This is a genomic window from Duganella sp. 3397 (genome assembly GCF_031456625.1).
Classification (GTDB): domain Bacteria; phylum Pseudomonadota; class Gammaproteobacteria; order Burkholderiales; family Burkholderiaceae_D; genus Rugamonas; species Rugamonas phyllosphaerae.
On the sequence record NZ_JAVDVB010000001.1, the window covers coordinates 17,752 to 34,012 of the forward strand.

At 57.3% G+C, this 16,261-nt stretch carries 13 protein-coding genes; 4 read left to right on the forward strand and 9 right to left on the reverse strand.

The window, feature by feature from the left end; translation table 11 throughout:
• Positions 1–4 precede the first annotated feature (4 nt).
• Together rnpA and rpmH are read right to left on the reverse strand one after the other, a co-directional pair.
• The gene (rnpA, locus tag J2X54_RS00100) at positions 5–433 is read right to left on the reverse strand and encodes a ribonuclease P protein component (RefSeq protein WP_310178367.1); all 429 of its coding nucleotides are present in this window, start codon (positions 431–433) and stop codon (positions 5–7) included.
• Between the two features lie 36 nt (positions 434–469).
• Positions 470–604 carry a 50S ribosomal protein L34 gene (gene rpmH / locus J2X54_RS00105; protein WP_040378179.1) on the reverse strand — a complete coding sequence of 45 codons (135 nt, stop codon included), beginning with the start codon at positions 602–604 and terminating at the stop codon, positions 470–472.
• A 460-nt stretch (positions 605–1,064) separates the two neighbouring features.
• Here rpmH and dnaA point away from each other — a divergent pair, with 460 nt between their 5' ends.
• The 4 genes from dnaA to J2X54_RS00125 all read left to right on the forward strand — a co-directional run bounded on the left by dnaA (position 1,065) and on the right by J2X54_RS00125 (position 7,495).
• Entirely contained in the window at positions 1,065–2,489 is a 1,425-nt protein-coding gene (dnaA, locus tag J2X54_RS00110; RefSeq protein WP_070251627.1) for a chromosomal replication initiator protein DnaA, read from the forward strand.
• A gap of 172 nt (positions 2,490–2,661) precedes the next feature.
• Positions 2,662–3,768: a DNA polymerase III subunit beta gene (dnaN, locus tag J2X54_RS00115; RefSeq protein ID WP_026637774.1), complete on the forward strand. Its 1,107-nt coding sequence runs from the start codon at positions 2,662–2,664 to the stop codon at positions 3,766–3,768.
• A 141-nt stretch (positions 3,769–3,909) separates the two neighbouring features.
• Positions 3,910–6,414 carry a DNA topoisomerase (ATP-hydrolyzing) subunit B gene (gyrB, locus tag J2X54_RS00120; RefSeq protein ID WP_070251628.1) on the forward strand — a complete coding sequence of 835 codons (2,505 nt, stop codon included), beginning with the start codon at positions 3,910–3,912 and terminating at the stop codon, positions 6,412–6,414.
• A 175-nt stretch (positions 6,415–6,589) separates the two neighbouring features.
• Positions 6,590–7,495, forward strand: a complete 906-nt coding sequence (locus J2X54_RS00125) for an HNH endonuclease (RefSeq protein ID WP_310176425.1) — start codon at positions 6,590–6,592, stop codon at positions 7,493–7,495.
• A 71-nt stretch (positions 7,496–7,566) separates the two neighbouring features.
• Here the strand turns inward: J2X54_RS00125 and J2X54_RS00130 are convergent, their stop codons facing one another.
• From J2X54_RS00130 to tssF, 7 genes are all read right to left on the reverse strand, one after another.
• Entirely contained in the window at positions 7,567–7,833 is a 267-nt protein-coding gene (locus J2X54_RS00130; protein ID WP_310176427.1) for a PAAR domain-containing protein, read from the reverse strand.
• 49 nt (positions 7,834–7,882) lie between these two features.
• The gene (locus J2X54_RS00135; RefSeq protein ID WP_310176429.1) at positions 7,883–8,521 is read right to left on the reverse strand and encodes a T6SS immunity protein Tli4 family protein; all 639 of its coding nucleotides are present in this window, start codon (positions 8,519–8,521) and stop codon (positions 7,883–7,885) included.
• 8 nt (positions 8,522–8,529) lie between these two features.
• On the reverse strand, positions 8,530–8,859 hold the full coding sequence (locus J2X54_RS00140) for a hypothetical protein (RefSeq protein WP_310176431.1): 330 nt from the start codon (positions 8,857–8,859) through the stop codon (positions 8,530–8,532).
• A 94-nt stretch (positions 8,860–8,953) separates the two neighbouring features.
• Positions 8,954–10,648 carry a hypothetical protein gene (locus tag J2X54_RS00145; protein WP_310176434.1) on the reverse strand — a complete coding sequence of 565 codons (1,695 nt, stop codon included), beginning with the start codon at positions 10,646–10,648 and terminating at the stop codon, positions 8,954–8,956.
• A gap of 8 nt (positions 10,649–10,656) precedes the next feature.
• Positions 10,657–13,428 carry a type VI secretion system Vgr family protein gene (locus J2X54_RS00150; RefSeq protein WP_310176436.1) on the reverse strand — a complete coding sequence of 924 codons (2,772 nt, stop codon included), beginning with the start codon at positions 13,426–13,428 and terminating at the stop codon, positions 10,657–10,659.
• Positions 13,429–13,437: 9 nt separating this feature from the next.
• Positions 13,438–14,406: a type VI secretion system baseplate subunit TssG gene (tssG, locus tag J2X54_RS00155; protein WP_310176438.1), complete on the reverse strand. Its 969-nt coding sequence runs from the start codon at positions 14,404–14,406 to the stop codon at positions 13,438–13,440.
• Positions 14,370–16,202, reverse strand: coding sequence for a type VI secretion system baseplate subunit TssF (gene tssF, locus J2X54_RS00160; protein ID WP_310176441.1), 1,833 nt, complete (start codon positions 16,200–16,202; stop codon positions 14,370–14,372). Before tssF ends, tssG begins: the two co-directional genes overlap by 37 nt.
• Positions 16,203–16,261: the final 59 nt, after the last annotated feature.

The following is a 16,261-nucleotide window of genomic DNA, read 5'->3' on the forward strand; positions in this document are numbered from 1 at the left end:
TGGGCTAAGCTGGGGGCGGCGGCGCCGAAGGCAAGGCCGTTGGCCTGCCGATGCGTGCCTGCGCCGAGAACAGCCGCGTCAACTCAACGCGCAGTTCGGCCTTGAGCTTGGCCGTGGTGGCCGGCCCATCCTTGCTATTGACCGGACGCGACAGGCGCACCACGCAATCGATGGCGGGCAAACCGGTAGTACGGAACAGCTCGCGTGTGATGCGCTTGATGGTGTTGCGGGTAACGGCGCGCGGTGCAAAGCGCTTGGCCGCCACGACGCCCAGCCGCGCATGCGGCAGGTTGTTCGGACAGGTGTAGAGCACGAAGTGCGCGCTTTTTTGTGTAGGGCGCAAACGAAAAACGGATGAAAATTCATCCGTTTTAACGATACGCCGAACGCGCGCGAAGTCGTGTGAACCTTCGCCTGTCGAGCCGCTTGAAATACAGCTTTCCACGCGATCAGCTAACAAGCAGCTGGCTTATACAGCCAGACGCTTGCGGCCTTTGGCGCGACGCGCGTTCAGCACTTGGCGGCCGCCACGGGTAGCCATGCGTGCGCGGAAGCCGTGGGTGCGCTTACGGCGCACTACGGAAGGTTGGTAAGTACGTTTCATGTTGGTCTCGCTTAAAGCAGAAAAAAATGCAAAATCGGGTATGACAGCCCGTCAGTTTTTGGTGCCAATGACACTTCGCGCACCCATGCCAACGCTACGGCACAAGCTGGGTCCATCTCATCGCCCGCAATAATCCACGCTTACTCCATATTGACGTTCAAGTGAATAAACACGGAATACGGGCGGGGAACCCTGAATTATCAGCATTTCGGCCCTGCTTGTCAACAACTGACGGTGGACTTTGGCCGCGCCGGGCAGTCCGCAAACGCGAAAAAACGCGTCGCGCCTGTGGATAACTTGTGCGGACGAGAGTAGAATAGCGCGTTACGTGTGAAAAACTTCGAAGTTGCCCACACCTTTATCCGCAGAATACGCAGTAAGAAATCACCGTTGTTTTTGTCACGATGCTCTTACCTTACTGCACACACGCTGCATACAGTAAGAAACGACAGTCGATTTCATGGAAAATTTCTGGCAGACCTGCTCCGCCCAGCTAGAGCTGGAGCTGACGCCGCAACAATTCAGTGCCTGGATCAAGCCGCTTATCCCCATCGATTACGAGGCGGGAAAATTGCGCGTGGCCGCCCCCAACCGGTTCAAGCTCGACTGGGTGAAAACCCAGTTCGCCAGCCGCATCACCGCGCTTGCCTGCCAGTACTGGGAACAGCCGATCGAAGTGCAGTTCATGCTCGATCCACGCCTGTCCGCGCCAAAAAAAGCAGCGACCACGGTAGCGCCGGTGCCCGACCACAATGGCGGCGTGCCCACCAGCGGTTCGCGCATGGCCAACGCTTCGGCGTCGTCGCTGCACGACCCGGTGCCGTCGGTGCCGGAACTGCCGGCCAGCGCGCCGCCGCGTCGCGAGCAAAGCCGCATCAACACCGACCTCACCTTCGACAGTTTTGTCACCGGTAAGGCCAACCAGCTGGCGCGCGCAGCCGCGATCCAGGTGGCCAACAACCCGGGCGTGTCGTACAACCCGCTGTTCTTCTACGGCGGCGTGGGCCTCGGTAAAACCCACTTGATTCACGCCATCGGCAACCAGGTGATGGCCGACCAGCCCGGCGCGAAGATCCGCTACATCCACGCAGAACAGTATGTTCGCGACGTAGTGACCGCTTACCAACGCAAGGGTTTCGACGACTTCAAGCATTACTATCACTCGCTCGACATGCTGTTGATCGATGATATTCAATTCTTCGGCGGCAAAAGCCGCACGCAGGAAGAGTTCTTCTACGCGTTCGAAGCGCTGATCGCGGCCAAGAAGCAGATCATCATCACGTCCGACACGTACCCGAAAGAAATCACGGGCATGGACGACCGCCTAATTTCGCGTTTCGATTCCGGCCTGACGGTGGCGATCGAGCCGCCGGAGCTGGAAATGCGGGTAGCGATTCTGCTGAAAAAAGCCAAGCAGGAAGGCGTCACTTTTTCGGACGACGTGGCGTTTTTCGTCGCCAAGCACCTGCGCTCGAACGTGCGTGAGCTCGAAGGCGCGCTGCGCAAGATCCTGGCGTACTCGCGTTTCCACGGCAAGGACATCACCATCGACGTGGTGAAAGAAGCGCTGAAAGATTTGCTGTCGGTACAGAACCGGCAGATTTCGGTGGAAAACATCCAGAAAACCGTGGCCGACTTCTTCAACATCAAGGTCGCGGACATGTACTCCAAGCGCCGCCCGGCCAATATCGCCCGGCCACGCCAGATTGCCATGTACCTGGCCAAGGAACTGACGCAGAAAAGCTTGCCGGAAATTGGCGAACTGTTCGGCGGGCGCGACCACACCACCGTGCTGCACGCGGTGCGCAAGATCGCGCTGGACCGTACCAAGAACCCGGAATGCAACCACGAGCTGCACGTGCTGGAACAGACGCTGAAAGGCTAAAAATAGCCCGGAACAGCGAGGTCGGCCCCGGTACCGGGCCCGACCCCAGGCAAGGCGCAGTACGGGGTGGCTAGCGCAGCAAATTGGCATTATGATTCAGTCAATCGGCGCACTGCCAACCTTGTTAAAAAATTACATCTTTACAACTGAGCTTCACTACTGAGGACTATCTATGCAATTGGTCAAAACCACCCGAGACACGCTTCTCCGGCCACTGCAGATCGTGAGTGGTATTGTCGAGCGTCGGCACACTATGCCGATTCTGGCCAATATCCTCATCCGCAAAGACGGCGAGAACGTTTCCTTCCTGTCCACCGACACGGAAGTACAAATCACCACCAACGCCGCCATCGGTTCCGGCGCTGAAGTGGCCGGCACCACCGTGGCTGCGCGCAAGTTATTGGATATTTTGCGCGCCCTGCCCGAGTCCGGCGACGTCACGATGACCTTGCTGAACAAGCGCCTGACAGTACAGAGCGGCAAATCGCGCTTCGCCCTGCAGACCCTGGCTGCCGAAGAGTTCCCGACCGTGCAACAGGCCGAGACCTACAGCGCCAATGTGACCCTGCCGCAAAAAACCCTGAAACACCTGTTTAACATGGTGCACTTCTCGATGGCCCAGCAAGACATCCGTTACTACCTGAACGGCCTGCTGCTGGTCCTGGATGGCAATAACGTGATCGCGGTGGCCACCGACGGCCACCGCCTTGCCTTCTGCCAGGTCGCCACCGAGCAGACTTTTGCGCGCCAGGAAGTGATCATCCCGCGCAAGACCATCATCGAACTGCAGCGTCTGCTGGAAGAGAACGACGAAACCGTCCAGCTCGACATCGCCGGCAACCAGGTCAAGCTGACCTTTGCCGACATCGAGCTGATCTCCAAGCTGGTGGAAGGCAAGTTCCCCGACTACACGCGCGTGATCCCGAAGGGGTACACCAACGAATTCACGATCGGCCGCGATGAACTGCTGCGCTCGCTGCAGCGCGCGGCCATCATGACCAGCGATAAATTCAAGGGCGTGCGTTGCATCATCAGCCCGGGCGTGATGAAGATCAGCTCGACCAATGCCGACCAGGAAGAAGCAGTGGAAGAACTGGAAATCGACTACGGCGGCGACAGCGTCGACATCGGCTTCAACGTCACCTACCTGCTCGACGTTCTGAACAACCTCAAGTGCGACCAGATCAACGTCGCCCTGGGCGACTCGAACTCGTCGGCACTGATCTCGATCCCCGACAACACCGATTTCAAATACGTCGTCATGCCGATGCGGATTTAAGCCCGGTTAGCACCACAGCAGTAGCCCCGTCATTCCCGCGTAGGCGGGAATCCAATTGCACACCACCGCAGCCGGATTCCCGCCAAATCCCGAGAACGACATCGTAGCCCCCAGCAACACGTTACATAGAGAAAGCAGTCAATGTCCGCTATTCCAGAAGAGATTCCAGCACCAGTACCGGCCAAAGTTGAAGAATACGGCGCGTCGTCCATCCAGATCCTCGAAGGCCTGGAAGCGGTGCGCAAGCGCCCGGGCATGTACATCGGCGATACTTCGGACGGCACCGGCCTGCACCACCTGGTATTCGAAGTACTGGATAACTCGATCGACGAATCGCTGGCCGGCTACTGCACCGAGATCCACGTCACCATCCACTCGGACAATTCGATCTCGATCACCGACAACGGCCGTGGCGTACCGACCGGCCTGAAGATGGACGACAAGCACGATCCGAAACGTTCGGCAGCCGAAATCGTCATGACCGAACTGCACGCCGGCGGCAAGTTCGACCAGAACTCGTATAAAGTGTCTGGCGGCCTGCACGGTGTGGGTGTGTCGTGCGTGAATGCCCTGTCGAAAACCCTGAAACTGACCATCCGCCGCGACGGCAAAGTCCACTTCATGGAATTTGCCCGTGGCGTACCGGTGGACCGCGAACTGGAAATGCGCGACGGCGTGGCCGTCTCCCCGATCAAGGTCATCGGCGACACCGACAAGCGCGGGACCGACGTCCACTTCTGGGCCGACGAAACCATTTTCGGCAACGTGGAATTCCACTACGAAATCCTGGCCAAGCGTATCCGCGAACTGTCGTTCCTGAATAACGGCGTCAACATCCGCTTGAGCGACCAGCGCAACGGCAAGGAAGACATCTTCGCCTTCGAAGGCGGCACCCGTGGCTTCGTGGAATACATCAACAAGGCCAAGACCGTGCTGCACCCGACCGTGTTCCAGGCCACCGGCGAGCGCATGTCCGACCAGAACACCAATATCTCGGTGGACGTGTCGATGCAGTGGAACGATGCCTACAATGAGCAGGTGCTGTGCTTCACCAATAACATTCCGCAGCGCGACGGCGGCACCCACCTGACCGGCCTGCGCGCCGCGATGACCCGCGTCATCAACAAGTACATCGAAGAACACGAGTTCGCCAAAAAGGCGAAAGTGGAAATCTCGGGCGACGACATGCGCGAAGGCCTGACCTGCGTGCTGTCGGTCAAGGTGCCGGAACCAAAATTCTCGTCGCAGACCAAGGACAAGCTGGTGTCGTCCGAGGTGCGCGGCCCGGTGGAAGAAATCGTCGCCAAGACCTTGTCCGACTACCTGCAGGAAAAACCGAACGACGCCAAGATCATCTGCGGCAAGATCGTGGAAGCGGCGCGTGCACGCGAAGCGGCCCGCAAGGCCCGCGACCTGACGCGCCGCAAGGGCATCATGGACGGCCTGGGCCTGTCGGCCAAGCTGGCCGACTGCCAGGAAAAAGATCCGGCCCTGTCCGAACTGTACATCGTCGAGGGTGACTCCGCAGGCGGCTCGGCCAAGCAAGGCCGCGACCGCAAATTCCAGGCCATCCTGCCGCTGCGCGGTAAAGTGCTGAACGTGGAAAAAGCCCGCTTCGAAAAGATGTTGTCCTCCGAGCAGATCACCACCCTGATCGCCACGCTGGGCACCTCGATCGGCCCGGACGAATTCAACGTCGAAAAACTGCGCTACCACCGCATCATCATCATGACCGATGCGGACGTCGACGGCGCCCACATCCGCACCCTGCTGCTGACGCTGTTCTACCGCCAGATGCCGCAACTGGTCGAGCGTGGTCACATCTACATCGCGCAACCGCCGCTGTACAAGGTGAAAGCCGGCCGCGACGAGCGCTATCTGAAAGATGACGCCGAAGAAGCCGCCTACATGATGAACGTGGCATTGAACACCGCCGCCCTCACCCCGCGCGAAGGCGCCAACCCGATCGTCGGCGAACCGCTGGCTGAACTGGTACGCCAGTTCAACCTGGCCAACGTCATCATGACGCGCTTGACGCGCGTGATCGACCGCGCCGCGCTGACCGCCATCATGACCGGCGTGACACTGAACCTGGCAACCCAGGAGCTGGCCGAAGTGTCGGCGCGCGCGCTGCAAGACAACATCAACGACATCGCCATCAAGGTCACGGTGCGTTCGGACGAACTGTCCGAGAAACACATGCTGTGGATCGAACGCATGCACCACGGTAACGTCAAAGTCAGCTCGATCGACGCCGACTTCGTGGAAAGCGCCGACTACCGCGTACTGGCCGACGCCGCCGCCACCTTCACGGGCCTGCTGGGCGAAGGCGCGTACGTGCGCCGCGGCGAAGGCGAGCGCACCAAGGAATCGGCCGTGGTGGACTTCCACCAGGCCATGGGCTGGCTGCGCGACGAAGCGGAACGCGTTGTTTCCAAGCAGCGCTATAAAGGCCTGGGCGAGATGAATCCGGACCAGCTGTGGGAAACCACGATGGATCCGACCGTGCGCCGCTTGTTGAAGGTGCAGATCGAGGACGCGATCGCTGCGGATCAGATCTTTACCACCTTGATGGGGGATGATGTGGAGCCACGGCGGGCGTTTATTGAGAATAATGCTTTGCGGGCGGGGAATATTGACGTTTAAGTCCGCAAGGCTGTGACATTGAAGGCGCTCTGTTGGGCGCCTTTTTTTATGCCTTCAAGTTCTTTCCACGTTCCTCCTATAGTCGGGTTCGCCTATAAATTAAGCGAGCCCAACTATAAATGGTAGAGTGATGCACTAGATCAATGGATCACTAGGCATCGCGCTCGGGAGCTACATGGAATTTTATTGGGTCAATATCGGCGCCACGCACAAGACGGTCATTGATCAGCATTTTCTGTGGGCGCCAAAAAGCTCGGTGAACAAGGTCGGCAACGAGGTCACCCGGCTTTACTGGGATAACGTGGGCAAGGTGCGGCAGGGCGATATCATTTTTTGCTGCTATGACCAACGCATCAGTTTTCTGGCGATTGCGGACGGCGATTCGTACACCGAAGAGCGCCCGATGACCCGGGCGTTCCAGGAGTGGGATGCGTTGGGCAATCGCGTCAATGTCCAGATTGTTGAACTCGACCGCAAAGTTCACCGCGATGAAATCGCTACTGAGTTCATCGCAAGGTTCAATAACCGCACCGCGCCGTCCCTGTTTAGCAGCCAAGCCACCTTGAACCAGATCTATATGGCCCACCTGCCGGCGGATGCGGGCATGTATCTTCTTGAAGCGGTCAATCAGACCACCCGCTGCGAGGAAGCGTTCATCAGCTCAGGGATGACTGAACCTGCAAAGATCTCCGCAACGACGCGTGAAGCGCTGATGATGTCTCGCATTGGGCAGGGCAAGTTCAGGGCTGACCTGATCAAGAGATGGCATGGCCGCTGTGCGCTGACTGGGCTGCAAAACGTAAATCTGATGGTGGCGTCGCATATCAATGCCTGGGCGCTGTCCAATAATGCCGAGCGCCTGGATGTCGAGAATGGGCTTTTGTTGGCGCCGCATATTGATCGGTTGTTTGATCAAGGGCTTATTTCCTTTTCGGAGAGTGGAACGTTGCAGATATCTCCCATGCTCAGCGGCGAGGACCGGGTGATCTTTGGACTAGATCGGTTCAAACAAATTGACGCGTTAACTAGGGAAAATTTTTCCTATCTCGAACGTCATCGCAAGCGGTTCAGTTTTATTTAAATTATCCAAAGTAATTGCACGATTAAATATCGGTTTATCCAATCACCTTGAGCGCGTGATGCTTCTTTGACTCAATCTGCAGAAAAACTACTTATAGTTGAGCTCAGCACTGCCCCACAGGAAGTTCTATCTCCATCATACGCAACAGCTTTGCCGTTTACAACATGGCCTTCATTACCGCTCGCGACTACGCAGAATTGGTGGCCTTTGATCGGACACTCACATTTGTCGCCAATCAAGCATATCGCTTTACCTCCAACGGTTATATGCGGCGCACCGCTCTCCACCACTTTTCCGCCATGCGAGGTAGGGTCACCGACTCTGATTACATTTCGCATGAAAAACTCCAATTCCAAAGATTCGATAGATATAAACTTTAGGAATTACTTACGCCGTAGGTCGTCTCCGGATTGATTGCGTCAAATTATCCCATAACTCTATAGCCTCTTCATCCGAGATGCTGGGTTTGACTTGTCCAACTCTGTTATTCACCACTCCGCTTTGAAGTTTTATGTCAAGAACAGGAAGGTATGGATTTTTTGGCTCACCTTGACTAAGAAACGCAAATTCATAAGACTCTTTCTGTCCATCTTGGGGGGGCTTACGTGCTAGGATTTGGTATCCAGACCATCTATCAATTTTGGCTCCGCCCTGGCGGAAAACTTTAATCCGAGAGTACCAGCTGCCATTTCCAGAACGTTTTGCCTCTTCCTCAGCATGGAGCAGACGTGGCTCTAAAGCATCCGATTCAACCAAGCTATTTTTCATCGTCGTTGAGATCGAAAAATGTACATCAGGAAACTCCTTGAGTCGAATGCCTAATGTGAGACTTTCGTGGGTCAGCTCCTTGGACTCCGCTACGAAACCTCCGTCAATACAAATTCCTGGTGACAATGGTACTTCTAGATCGGAACGAGCAGATATAAGTTTCGAAATTTCGTTAAGTCTCTCGACCACTTTTTGATATTCCGTTTTAGTTGTACCAGAAAAAATATTAGTAAAGAAAATTTTATCGCCATCTTTCAAGTAGGAGTTTACTTGGTAGTCATCGCCGGTACTTTTTCGAACTCCAAAAATAATTTCTGATCTTTACTTTGACCATCTATAATTTTTCCCAGCATAGAATCTCTATTTTTCAATTCTCCAAATGCAAGTTCTCTCTGCCCCTCGACTTCTGATAACTTATTCTCTAGCACTTCGTAGAACTGATCTGGCCCTTCCGGCAGCCTCACTATAGGAACCGGCGCTTCCGCTGGGCCATACACTACAAAAGCGCTGAGTGGAACATCGATCAAGAATCTTCCGAAACAAACCGTTTTCTTATTTTCTAAAATTATAGCTAATTTACTATCACCATAATTCATGCGCTTACTCCTAGTGCTTCTATTGAAAAAAATTCCAAGAAAAATCAGTGCGGTGCATAAACAGACCGAGAGCATCATGATCTTAAAAATACCCTTATTTTTTCTCATTTCCGCACCAGGTCATAGTTTCTACTAGTCGGACAATACTATACAGAGTTGCCTTCAAGACATTATTATCTGAGTAGCTGTTTTGATGTTCGTATCCAACTTGCCGAAATATCCCCTTGAATTTTCTGCTATGCAACTGGTGCTCAGCAGACCTCAGTGGTACTGTTTGATCCCCAGGTCCAGTACTTGCTCCGAGTGAGACGGAAGCGACCTTATCATTCTTACTCGAGTTGGGATCTCGTAGAGTGAATTTCCCCCTTCTGTTGTCGTTAAGAATCGCTAGCTCATCCCAGCCTTTTTTGTTGAAGTCATCATCTATATTCCAGACTATCTTTTCCCATGAGGGGCGGGTAGCTTCTGCAGAGTATGTCGCATAGCTACTATTATGGTATGTAGAATTGATGGCTAAGTGGAAGTTTTTTGCTTTTTCTAACAGACGAAGACTATTGTTGATACCGCTAATAGATGATCTAGCAGGATTGAGCCATTCAGCGCGTAAAAGCCCATACCACTTTCCTTGTAGTAAATATATTTCCGTGTACGGGTCGCCGTTGGCCGGCAAACTCTTCAGTAATTTTTTATTTTGGCGTATCTCCAACCAATGGTTGCCGTATGCATTACTTGGCAATAGCTCCATGCCCCCAACAGAATTTCCCAAAACTGCCGTAACCTCATTTCCATAGTTACCAAGTACCTTGGGCGACACCGCAAACAGTCCATCTTCAAACCCACATCGCATACGTTTATAAGCCGCTGGCGCACCGATAGCCGGCATTGCACCGTGAACAATCCCCAGCACTTCACTTTCCAAACCGCCCATTTCCGGATGAATTAAAGCTCTAGCTACCAACCCACCCATCGAATGGGTAACAATAATAACCTTCTCACATTGATAACCATCACTCCGGTATTTCGCTATTAATTCGCGCATACGCTTGGCTGTTCTCATTCCAGATACTCTGTTGGATTCCAGCCAGTTATACCCCATAGCGTGAACGGGATACCAGCATCCAGCTAACGCATTTTTGCAATCATCATAACTGATCGCTTGCAAGTTATTGGATGACAACGCTGACCATGTCGAAGGATCTACCCCCGCTATCTGTGTCCAGTATCCATACGGCACAAATGGTTCAACACTGTTAAGATGTTGTTCACACTCTTCCAAAATCTTTCGATAACTTCCAAAATAGATTTCGGCCCAACCACGGAGGCGCGCTTTAGTCTCTTTCATGATACGCACACCTGGTCGGGGCAATTCATCAGTTAGTAGTGGTGTGTCACCATCCCCCCTTAAATAAACATTGATCTCTGGAACCACATGCCGAGCATTTGGTGATTCATCCAGATCGCCGGTAGGCGCTTTCGGATAATATATGTCGAGTTCTGTGTGTTCTGGGTCCAGTTGTACTTGCCTGTTTGCTGGACTGGCGTTAATCATGTCAGCTCCCTCTGAAATATCGTCGGGCCGCCAAGAAATATTATTCGACTTCCGAAGTGCTGCTTGTGATGCAGACGACATACGCAAGTTCGACCCCATTATTCCCGGGATAAAAATTATAGGAATAACTCGCTTCGGTGGTACACTCATCTTTTGTGGAGCTTTGTCAGCAGTCGGAGTACAGTAGCCCTTCGCTATAGCTCCACCTTTTTCGACGTTTACAGGTAATTTATTCGTCATGGTGATTTTCAGTCCAAGAGTTCAATTTGGTAGGTGGCGAATGCTAACTTTGTCTTGAATTTTTTAGTCAACCCTTCGGAATCTGTAACACCTTCAACAACATTTCCATCTTCCACAGTTATTCGATATTTCTTATTTGGAATTGCTTTTTCTGAGCCAAAAACTGTTACCAGCACCTGTTGGTCATGCTCAACTTCGGTACTAGGAAGATCCATTTTTTCAGGACTTCCTCCTGAGCCATCTTGATGCACAAATTTTGATGATTTAATCGTATGCACCCCGGCACTCTGTTGTACGGCTGTCCCGCCACCATAATCCACTTGACAGCCTTGGGCCACGAATTTAAGATTCGGAGCGTGCAACTCAATCACATCATTTGCAATAATCTTGATTTTCTTTGACGAGGATATTTCAATATCTCCATCCTGCGATTGAACTCGAATACCTCCACTTGCTGCGATAATCTTTATCCCTAGTCGGAAGGCGAATAGGCTAAGCGCACGGGTCGTTCTGATAGCTAAGTTTCCTCCAGCGCTAACTCTTGAGTCACCACCACTTAAAACATCAACAGATGATCTGGCGCTTAATGCCAAGGCATCCTGACTTCCAATAAACGTTCCGGAAGGCGCACTTAGCGCGATGATGGATTTCCCGGCATCGGTGGAAGCCTTTTCGTGCCACCCCTCAATTCTTTGGACAAGATTTTTCAGTTCATTTCCGTCAGCAGCATCTTCCGAATGCTTTTGGGTTAAGTCAGACAATTGCTGCCCGATCTGCTCAGCGAGTTCTGCCCCAGCGATCAGTTCATCTCTACTCAGCAGAGTTCGATCTGAACTACCAAATCCACTGGCTGAAATTAATACTCCGTTTGATCCGCGAACGACGACAGTTTTATCGCTTTTAAGTTCGGCACCTTGCCCTCGCGCATCCCCCGTGCCATCCCGCCTCGGATTCGTCAGAAATCCTAGGTTCAGTTCACTTTGAGCGTGGTCGCTCGAAAGACGTGTACTAATCTCACCTGGAGTGTCGTCAAATTGAAGCTGGTTAGCGCGGATGCCGCCTACTTCCCGACTTTTCATTCCCGACAGGTACCGATTACCCGGCAAGTCGCCTCCGATACTCAACGCTGGAGGCTCCGCCATCTGGTTATAAAGCTGCCCCACAATCACCGGCCGATCCGGATCCCCACCCAGAAAATTCACCAGCACCTCCGTCCCCACCCGCGGCAATCCCACCGTTCCGCACTGCTGCAAACACCCCGGCCCGTTCCCCGCCCAGTTCGACGCCACCCGCACCCACGACGAATCGGCCTCCGTATCCGAAGCCCCCGCACCCGCTGCGGCCTCGTGATCCACCGCCCGCGTACCAGGAAAGCGGATCTTCACGCGGCCCAACTGGTCGCAATGCACCTCCTCCCCTGCCGGCCCCACCACGATCGCGCTTTGCATCTGCGCCGCTGGCAGGTCGGTGCGGGCGTCGTAGGTTGGGACGATGTTCACGCCGCGCCGCACTGCCGTGAATTGGACGTGCATGCGCAGCGGGCCCGATGCCACGGCGTCTGCCGGCTCACGCGACAATAGTGAAGCTGCCGATTCCGTGCCCCAACGGCTGCGGGCGAACAGCCGTTCCACGCGGGCTGCCAGCGCTTTCGGCAGGTTGTTCTGGGCGTGCACGCGCAGCGCGGTCAGGACGAAGTCGCGTTCTTCCGGCGCGTGGCCGTCCACTTCCGGGTGGTCGGCCAGCGTGAAGTATTCGCCGGCACAGAAGTCACGCACGCTGCCTTCGCCGTGGAAGCATTTCGATTCGTAGTCGTGGCGGCTCATGCGCAGCTGGCCCAGGCGGCACAGGTCTTCGTTGTCGTCGCCGGCGTGGGGCATCAGGACCTGGTAGTCGTCCAGACTTGCTGCCAGCTCGTTGCCGCTCACACCCTGGTCCACGCCGCTGACGGCATCGGCTGTCATGAAGTCGCGGCCCTGCGGGTTGCGGTAGTCCCAGCTGTGGCGCGTGACCACGCCCGCTTGCAGCGTACGAACCGCCGTCCAGGAGGTGATGGCGTCGCGCTCTTCGGTGGCGCCGTCGCGGTGGTAGCGCACGGTGCCGGCGGCGTTCTGGCGCAGGCTGTCGGCGTTGTTGAAGAGGACCAGCGTGTGCAGCGGTGCTTCGCCGTCGCCGCCAGTACGGATGTACCAGCCGATGCCGCGCCGCGCGAGCAGGCGGCGGATGAAGGCAGCGTCCGATTCGTTGTGCTGCATGGTGAACTCGCGCCTCGGATACTCGCGCTGGGCGAATGCTTCGTCCACCTCGTGGGCGAAGCTGGTGCCGAGGATGGGGCTTTTCTGGCGCCATTCGTTGAGGATGCGCTGGACGATCTCAACTTCGTTCATGTCGCGAAATACGCGGGTGTTGATGCGCTTTTCCAGGATGGCCAGCGCGTCGCGCAGCACCAGCTGGTAGCTGGCCAGGCCGCCGTCGCTGTCGCCGGCGGCCGCTTCGGTGACGATGCCGCACACGCTGCGCACGCTGCCGCTGTCGGTCACAAAATCGAGCGCGGCCGGCACGGCGATCATCTGCTTGAGCGGCAGGTGCGCGCTGGCCGACACACAGAGCACGCGGTAGTCGATGCCGCCGCACAGCGTTTCGGTGCCCATCACGCGCTGCGGCAGCAGCATGTCGTCGTTGATCCCGCCCGGCAGGTCGAGCCGCAGGCGCAAGGGCCGGTTGCTGGTCACCAGTTCCTTGGCCAGGCCCATGAAGCTGAAAAAATCGTCGTCGCTGTCCACGCTCGCTCCTCAGGTATGCAGCAGGTACATCAATTCTTCGCGGTCGGCTTGTGCGATGTGTCCAACCTCGTCGTCGACCAGGAAGGCATCCACGCTCAGACGGCTGGTGCCGTCCAGGCGCGGTGCGCGCATGGCGCTGCCCTCGCGTACCAGGAACACTTCCCAGATCATGCCAGCGCCGCAGTGCAGGCCCAGCATCGCAGCCAGTTGTAAGGCGTTGGCGCCGCCGGGCAGGAAGCGCTCGTACGCGCTCTCGGGCAGCGGGCCGATACGCAGTCGCACGCGCGCGTCGCAGCCGTAGATACGCTCGCCCAGCAGCACGCCGCTGCCCAGGTCCACGTTGGCGTGGGCCAGTTGCGCCTGGTGTTCCGGCGCCAATGGCTGCCACTGGCCGACCAGCTGCTGCACCGCGAACGGGACGTCGAAGTACTCGGCGTACATGCCCGCCATCTGCGGCGCCGACACGCTGCGGCTGCGGATCTGCATGGCGTAGCGCGCCAGTGTTTCGGGCTGCACGCCTTCGCATTCAGGCACGCCGGCCAGCGCCAGCAGCATGGTGAGAAAGCTGTCGTCTTCGTCGTCCGGTCCATCCATCGCTTCGGGGCGGTGCTTGGCCCAGGCCTGGTAAAACAGTTCGGTGGCGCGGTGCGACAGCAGGTCGAGGAAGGCGCGCGGGCCGCCGTCGTTGTGGCTTTTCTCGTGGCGGTTAACGCACTCGCTGTAATGCAGCGGCAGCACGCCCTGGCTGCCCAACATGCCGATGAAGGCGGGCGTGAGACGGATGCGGCCATCGCTCTCTTCTCCGATGTTCTCGATCTGGTTCGGCGGGAAGGCCAGCGACAGGCGGTTGCGGTAGCATGGCTGCGGCAGCCGCGCCTGCGCCAGCAGCCGTACCGCCTGGAAGAATTCGAAGCTGTGCGGCTGCTCCAGTAATTCGGCGATTACGCCAGTGTCAGCGCTCCGTTGCGAGGCAGGCATCGCAGCAGCTCCTTTCCGTCCGGGTGCGACAGCACTACCAGCTGGGTAAAACTGTTGAGATGGACGTGCAGTCCGAACAGGTGGTCGAGCAGTTGCGCAAAGGCGTGGATGCCGGTGCCGGCGTAAGCTTCTTCGTCGAGCCACACGCGCACCTCCACGCCGCGCAGGTAGGCGGCGCCGCGCTCCTGCTGCACCCACGCGGTGGCCGGCCGATGCGCCAGCGCGGCGATGCCGGCTATCTGCCGCTCTGCCACCACGCTGTCAGTGCGCGCGTACAGCCGCAGCATGGCGGCCAGCGCCGGCAATCCTTCCTGCGTAAGCGAGCGGTGGTTCAGTGCCAGGTGCGCGATCAGGCCCCATTGCTGGTGGGCGCCGGTCGATTGCCGGTACGACTGCGTGGGCCGGCGCAGCAGCCGGATCGGCAAGCCGCCGGCCTGCGCTTCGGTCACCAGGTCGCCGCCGGCGCGGCCGTACGACAGGTCGTGCGGCACGTTGCGGTTGGTGCAGGTAACGCGCACGGAGGCGGTGCCTTCGTCCACTGCCAGCGGCGAGAAGTCGCGGTCCACCAGCGCCAGCGACATGTCGTGGCCGGCGCCGGTCGCTGCCAGCTCTTCGTCGCGCTGCACGCGCCAGTAATGACCGTGGTTGCCGGCGTGGCCCAGCGCGTAGTACGGCAAAAACTCGGTAACGGTGCTGCCCTGCGGCGTTTTGCGCAGCAGCTGCACCGAGTCCACGCTGTAGATGTCGCAGGCGTGGCCGGGGATCTCGTCGGGCGCCAGCGGATAGCTGCTGCGGCGGTGGTTGATGCGAATCGGCGTGGCCGGCTGCGCGAACAGGTTGATCACCGGCGTGCAGCCCAGCACCAGGTTGTCGGCAGTGAGGGTGCGCAGCTGGCGCGCGAGCGGGTCGTCCGGGCGCAGATCGGACAGCGCCAGACGAACGGTGACACTGGTGCAACCAGCCGGCACGCCTTGCAGCAGCGCGGCCAGGTCGAGGTCGAAAAAGTCGAACTTGTCGGCAAAAGCGAAGTACTCGGACAGCAGGCGGTAGGCGCTGTGCTCCGATGGGGCCGAGGGCAGCAAGGCTTCGTCGTCCTTGAAGCCCACCGGTTCGATCGGTGGGCGTTCCAGCATGTGCCACTGGTCGCCCGCCTGGACCCAGGCGCAGCGCGTACGCATGAACAGCAGGTCGCGCAAGGTGGCGCGCAACGATGCCTCGCCGTCGATGAACACGCGCAGGTGGTTCAGTTCCAGCGCAGCCAGCGCGCGGTTGGCCACCGTGCTCTCGATGGTGATGCAGATGGCCGAGGCGGCGTCCGGCGGCAGCGGCAACGTGGCCGGCGCCTGCAGGTAAGGCTCGAACCACGCGGCGCTGATGGCGACCGGTGCGATGGTGACATCGTAGGCGGTGCGAAAGCGGCAGGTGACGGCGCCGCGTCCTTGCGACTTCATCGCGGTGCCGCGCGGCAGCGTGGTGACGCCGTTGATCTGGCTGGCCTTGGCGCCGGAAAAATCCACCCGGGCGATCGAGCAGGCCGGCATGGGGCGCAGCAGGTGCGGGTACAACATGCCCAGCAGCGCTTCGGTGAAGTTGGCGTAGCCGTCGTCGAGCAGCTTGGCGGTGCGTGCGTTGAGGAAGGCGGCGCCTTGCAGCAGGCGTTCGATGTGGGGGTCGGCACAGGTTTCGCCGTGGATTTGCAGGCTGCCGGCCAGCTTGGGATAGCGCGAAGCAAACTCGGCGCCGGCGCGGCGCAGCATGCTCAATTCGCGTTCGTAGTACGGCAGCAGTTTTTCCATCGCAGTATCCTCGTGGCACAGGAGGTCGATGATGGCACTGCTGCCACCAGGAAATTTTG

Coding starts and splice junctions, on each gene's coding strand:
- rpmH (WP_040378179.1), bottom strand. CDS start 604: ATGAAACGTACTTACCAACCTTCCGTAGTGCGCCGTAAGCGCACCCAC.
- dnaA (WP_070251627.1), top strand. CDS start 1,065: ATGGAAAATTTCTGGCAGACCTGCTCCGCCCAGCTAGAGCTGGAGCTG.
- dnaN (WP_026637774.1), top strand. CDS start 2,662: ATGCAATTGGTCAAAACCACCCGAGACACGCTTCTCCGGCCACTGCAG.
- gyrB (WP_070251628.1), top strand. CDS start 3,910: ATGTCCGCTATTCCAGAAGAGATTCCAGCACCAGTACCGGCCAAAGTT.
- J2X54_RS00125 (WP_310176425.1), top strand. CDS start 6,590: ATGGAATTTTATTGGGTCAATATCGGCGCCACGCACAAGACGGTCATT.
- J2X54_RS00130 (WP_310176427.1), bottom strand. CDS start 7,833: ATGCGAAATGTAATCAGAGTCGGTGACCCTACCTCGCATGGCGGAAAA.
- J2X54_RS00140 (WP_310176431.1), bottom strand. CDS start 8,859: ATGAATTATGGTGATAGTAAATTAGCTATAATTTTAGAAAATAAGAAA.
- J2X54_RS00145 (WP_310176434.1), bottom strand. CDS start 10,648: ATGACGAATAAATTACCTGTAAACGTCGAAAAAGGTGGAGCTATAGCG.
- tssG (WP_310176438.1), bottom strand. CDS start 14,406: ATGCCTGCCTCGCAACGGAGCGCTGACACTGGCGTAATCGCCGAATTA.
- tssF (WP_310176441.1), bottom strand. CDS start 16,202: ATGGAAAAACTGCTGCCGTACTACGAACGCGAATTGAGCATGCTGCGC.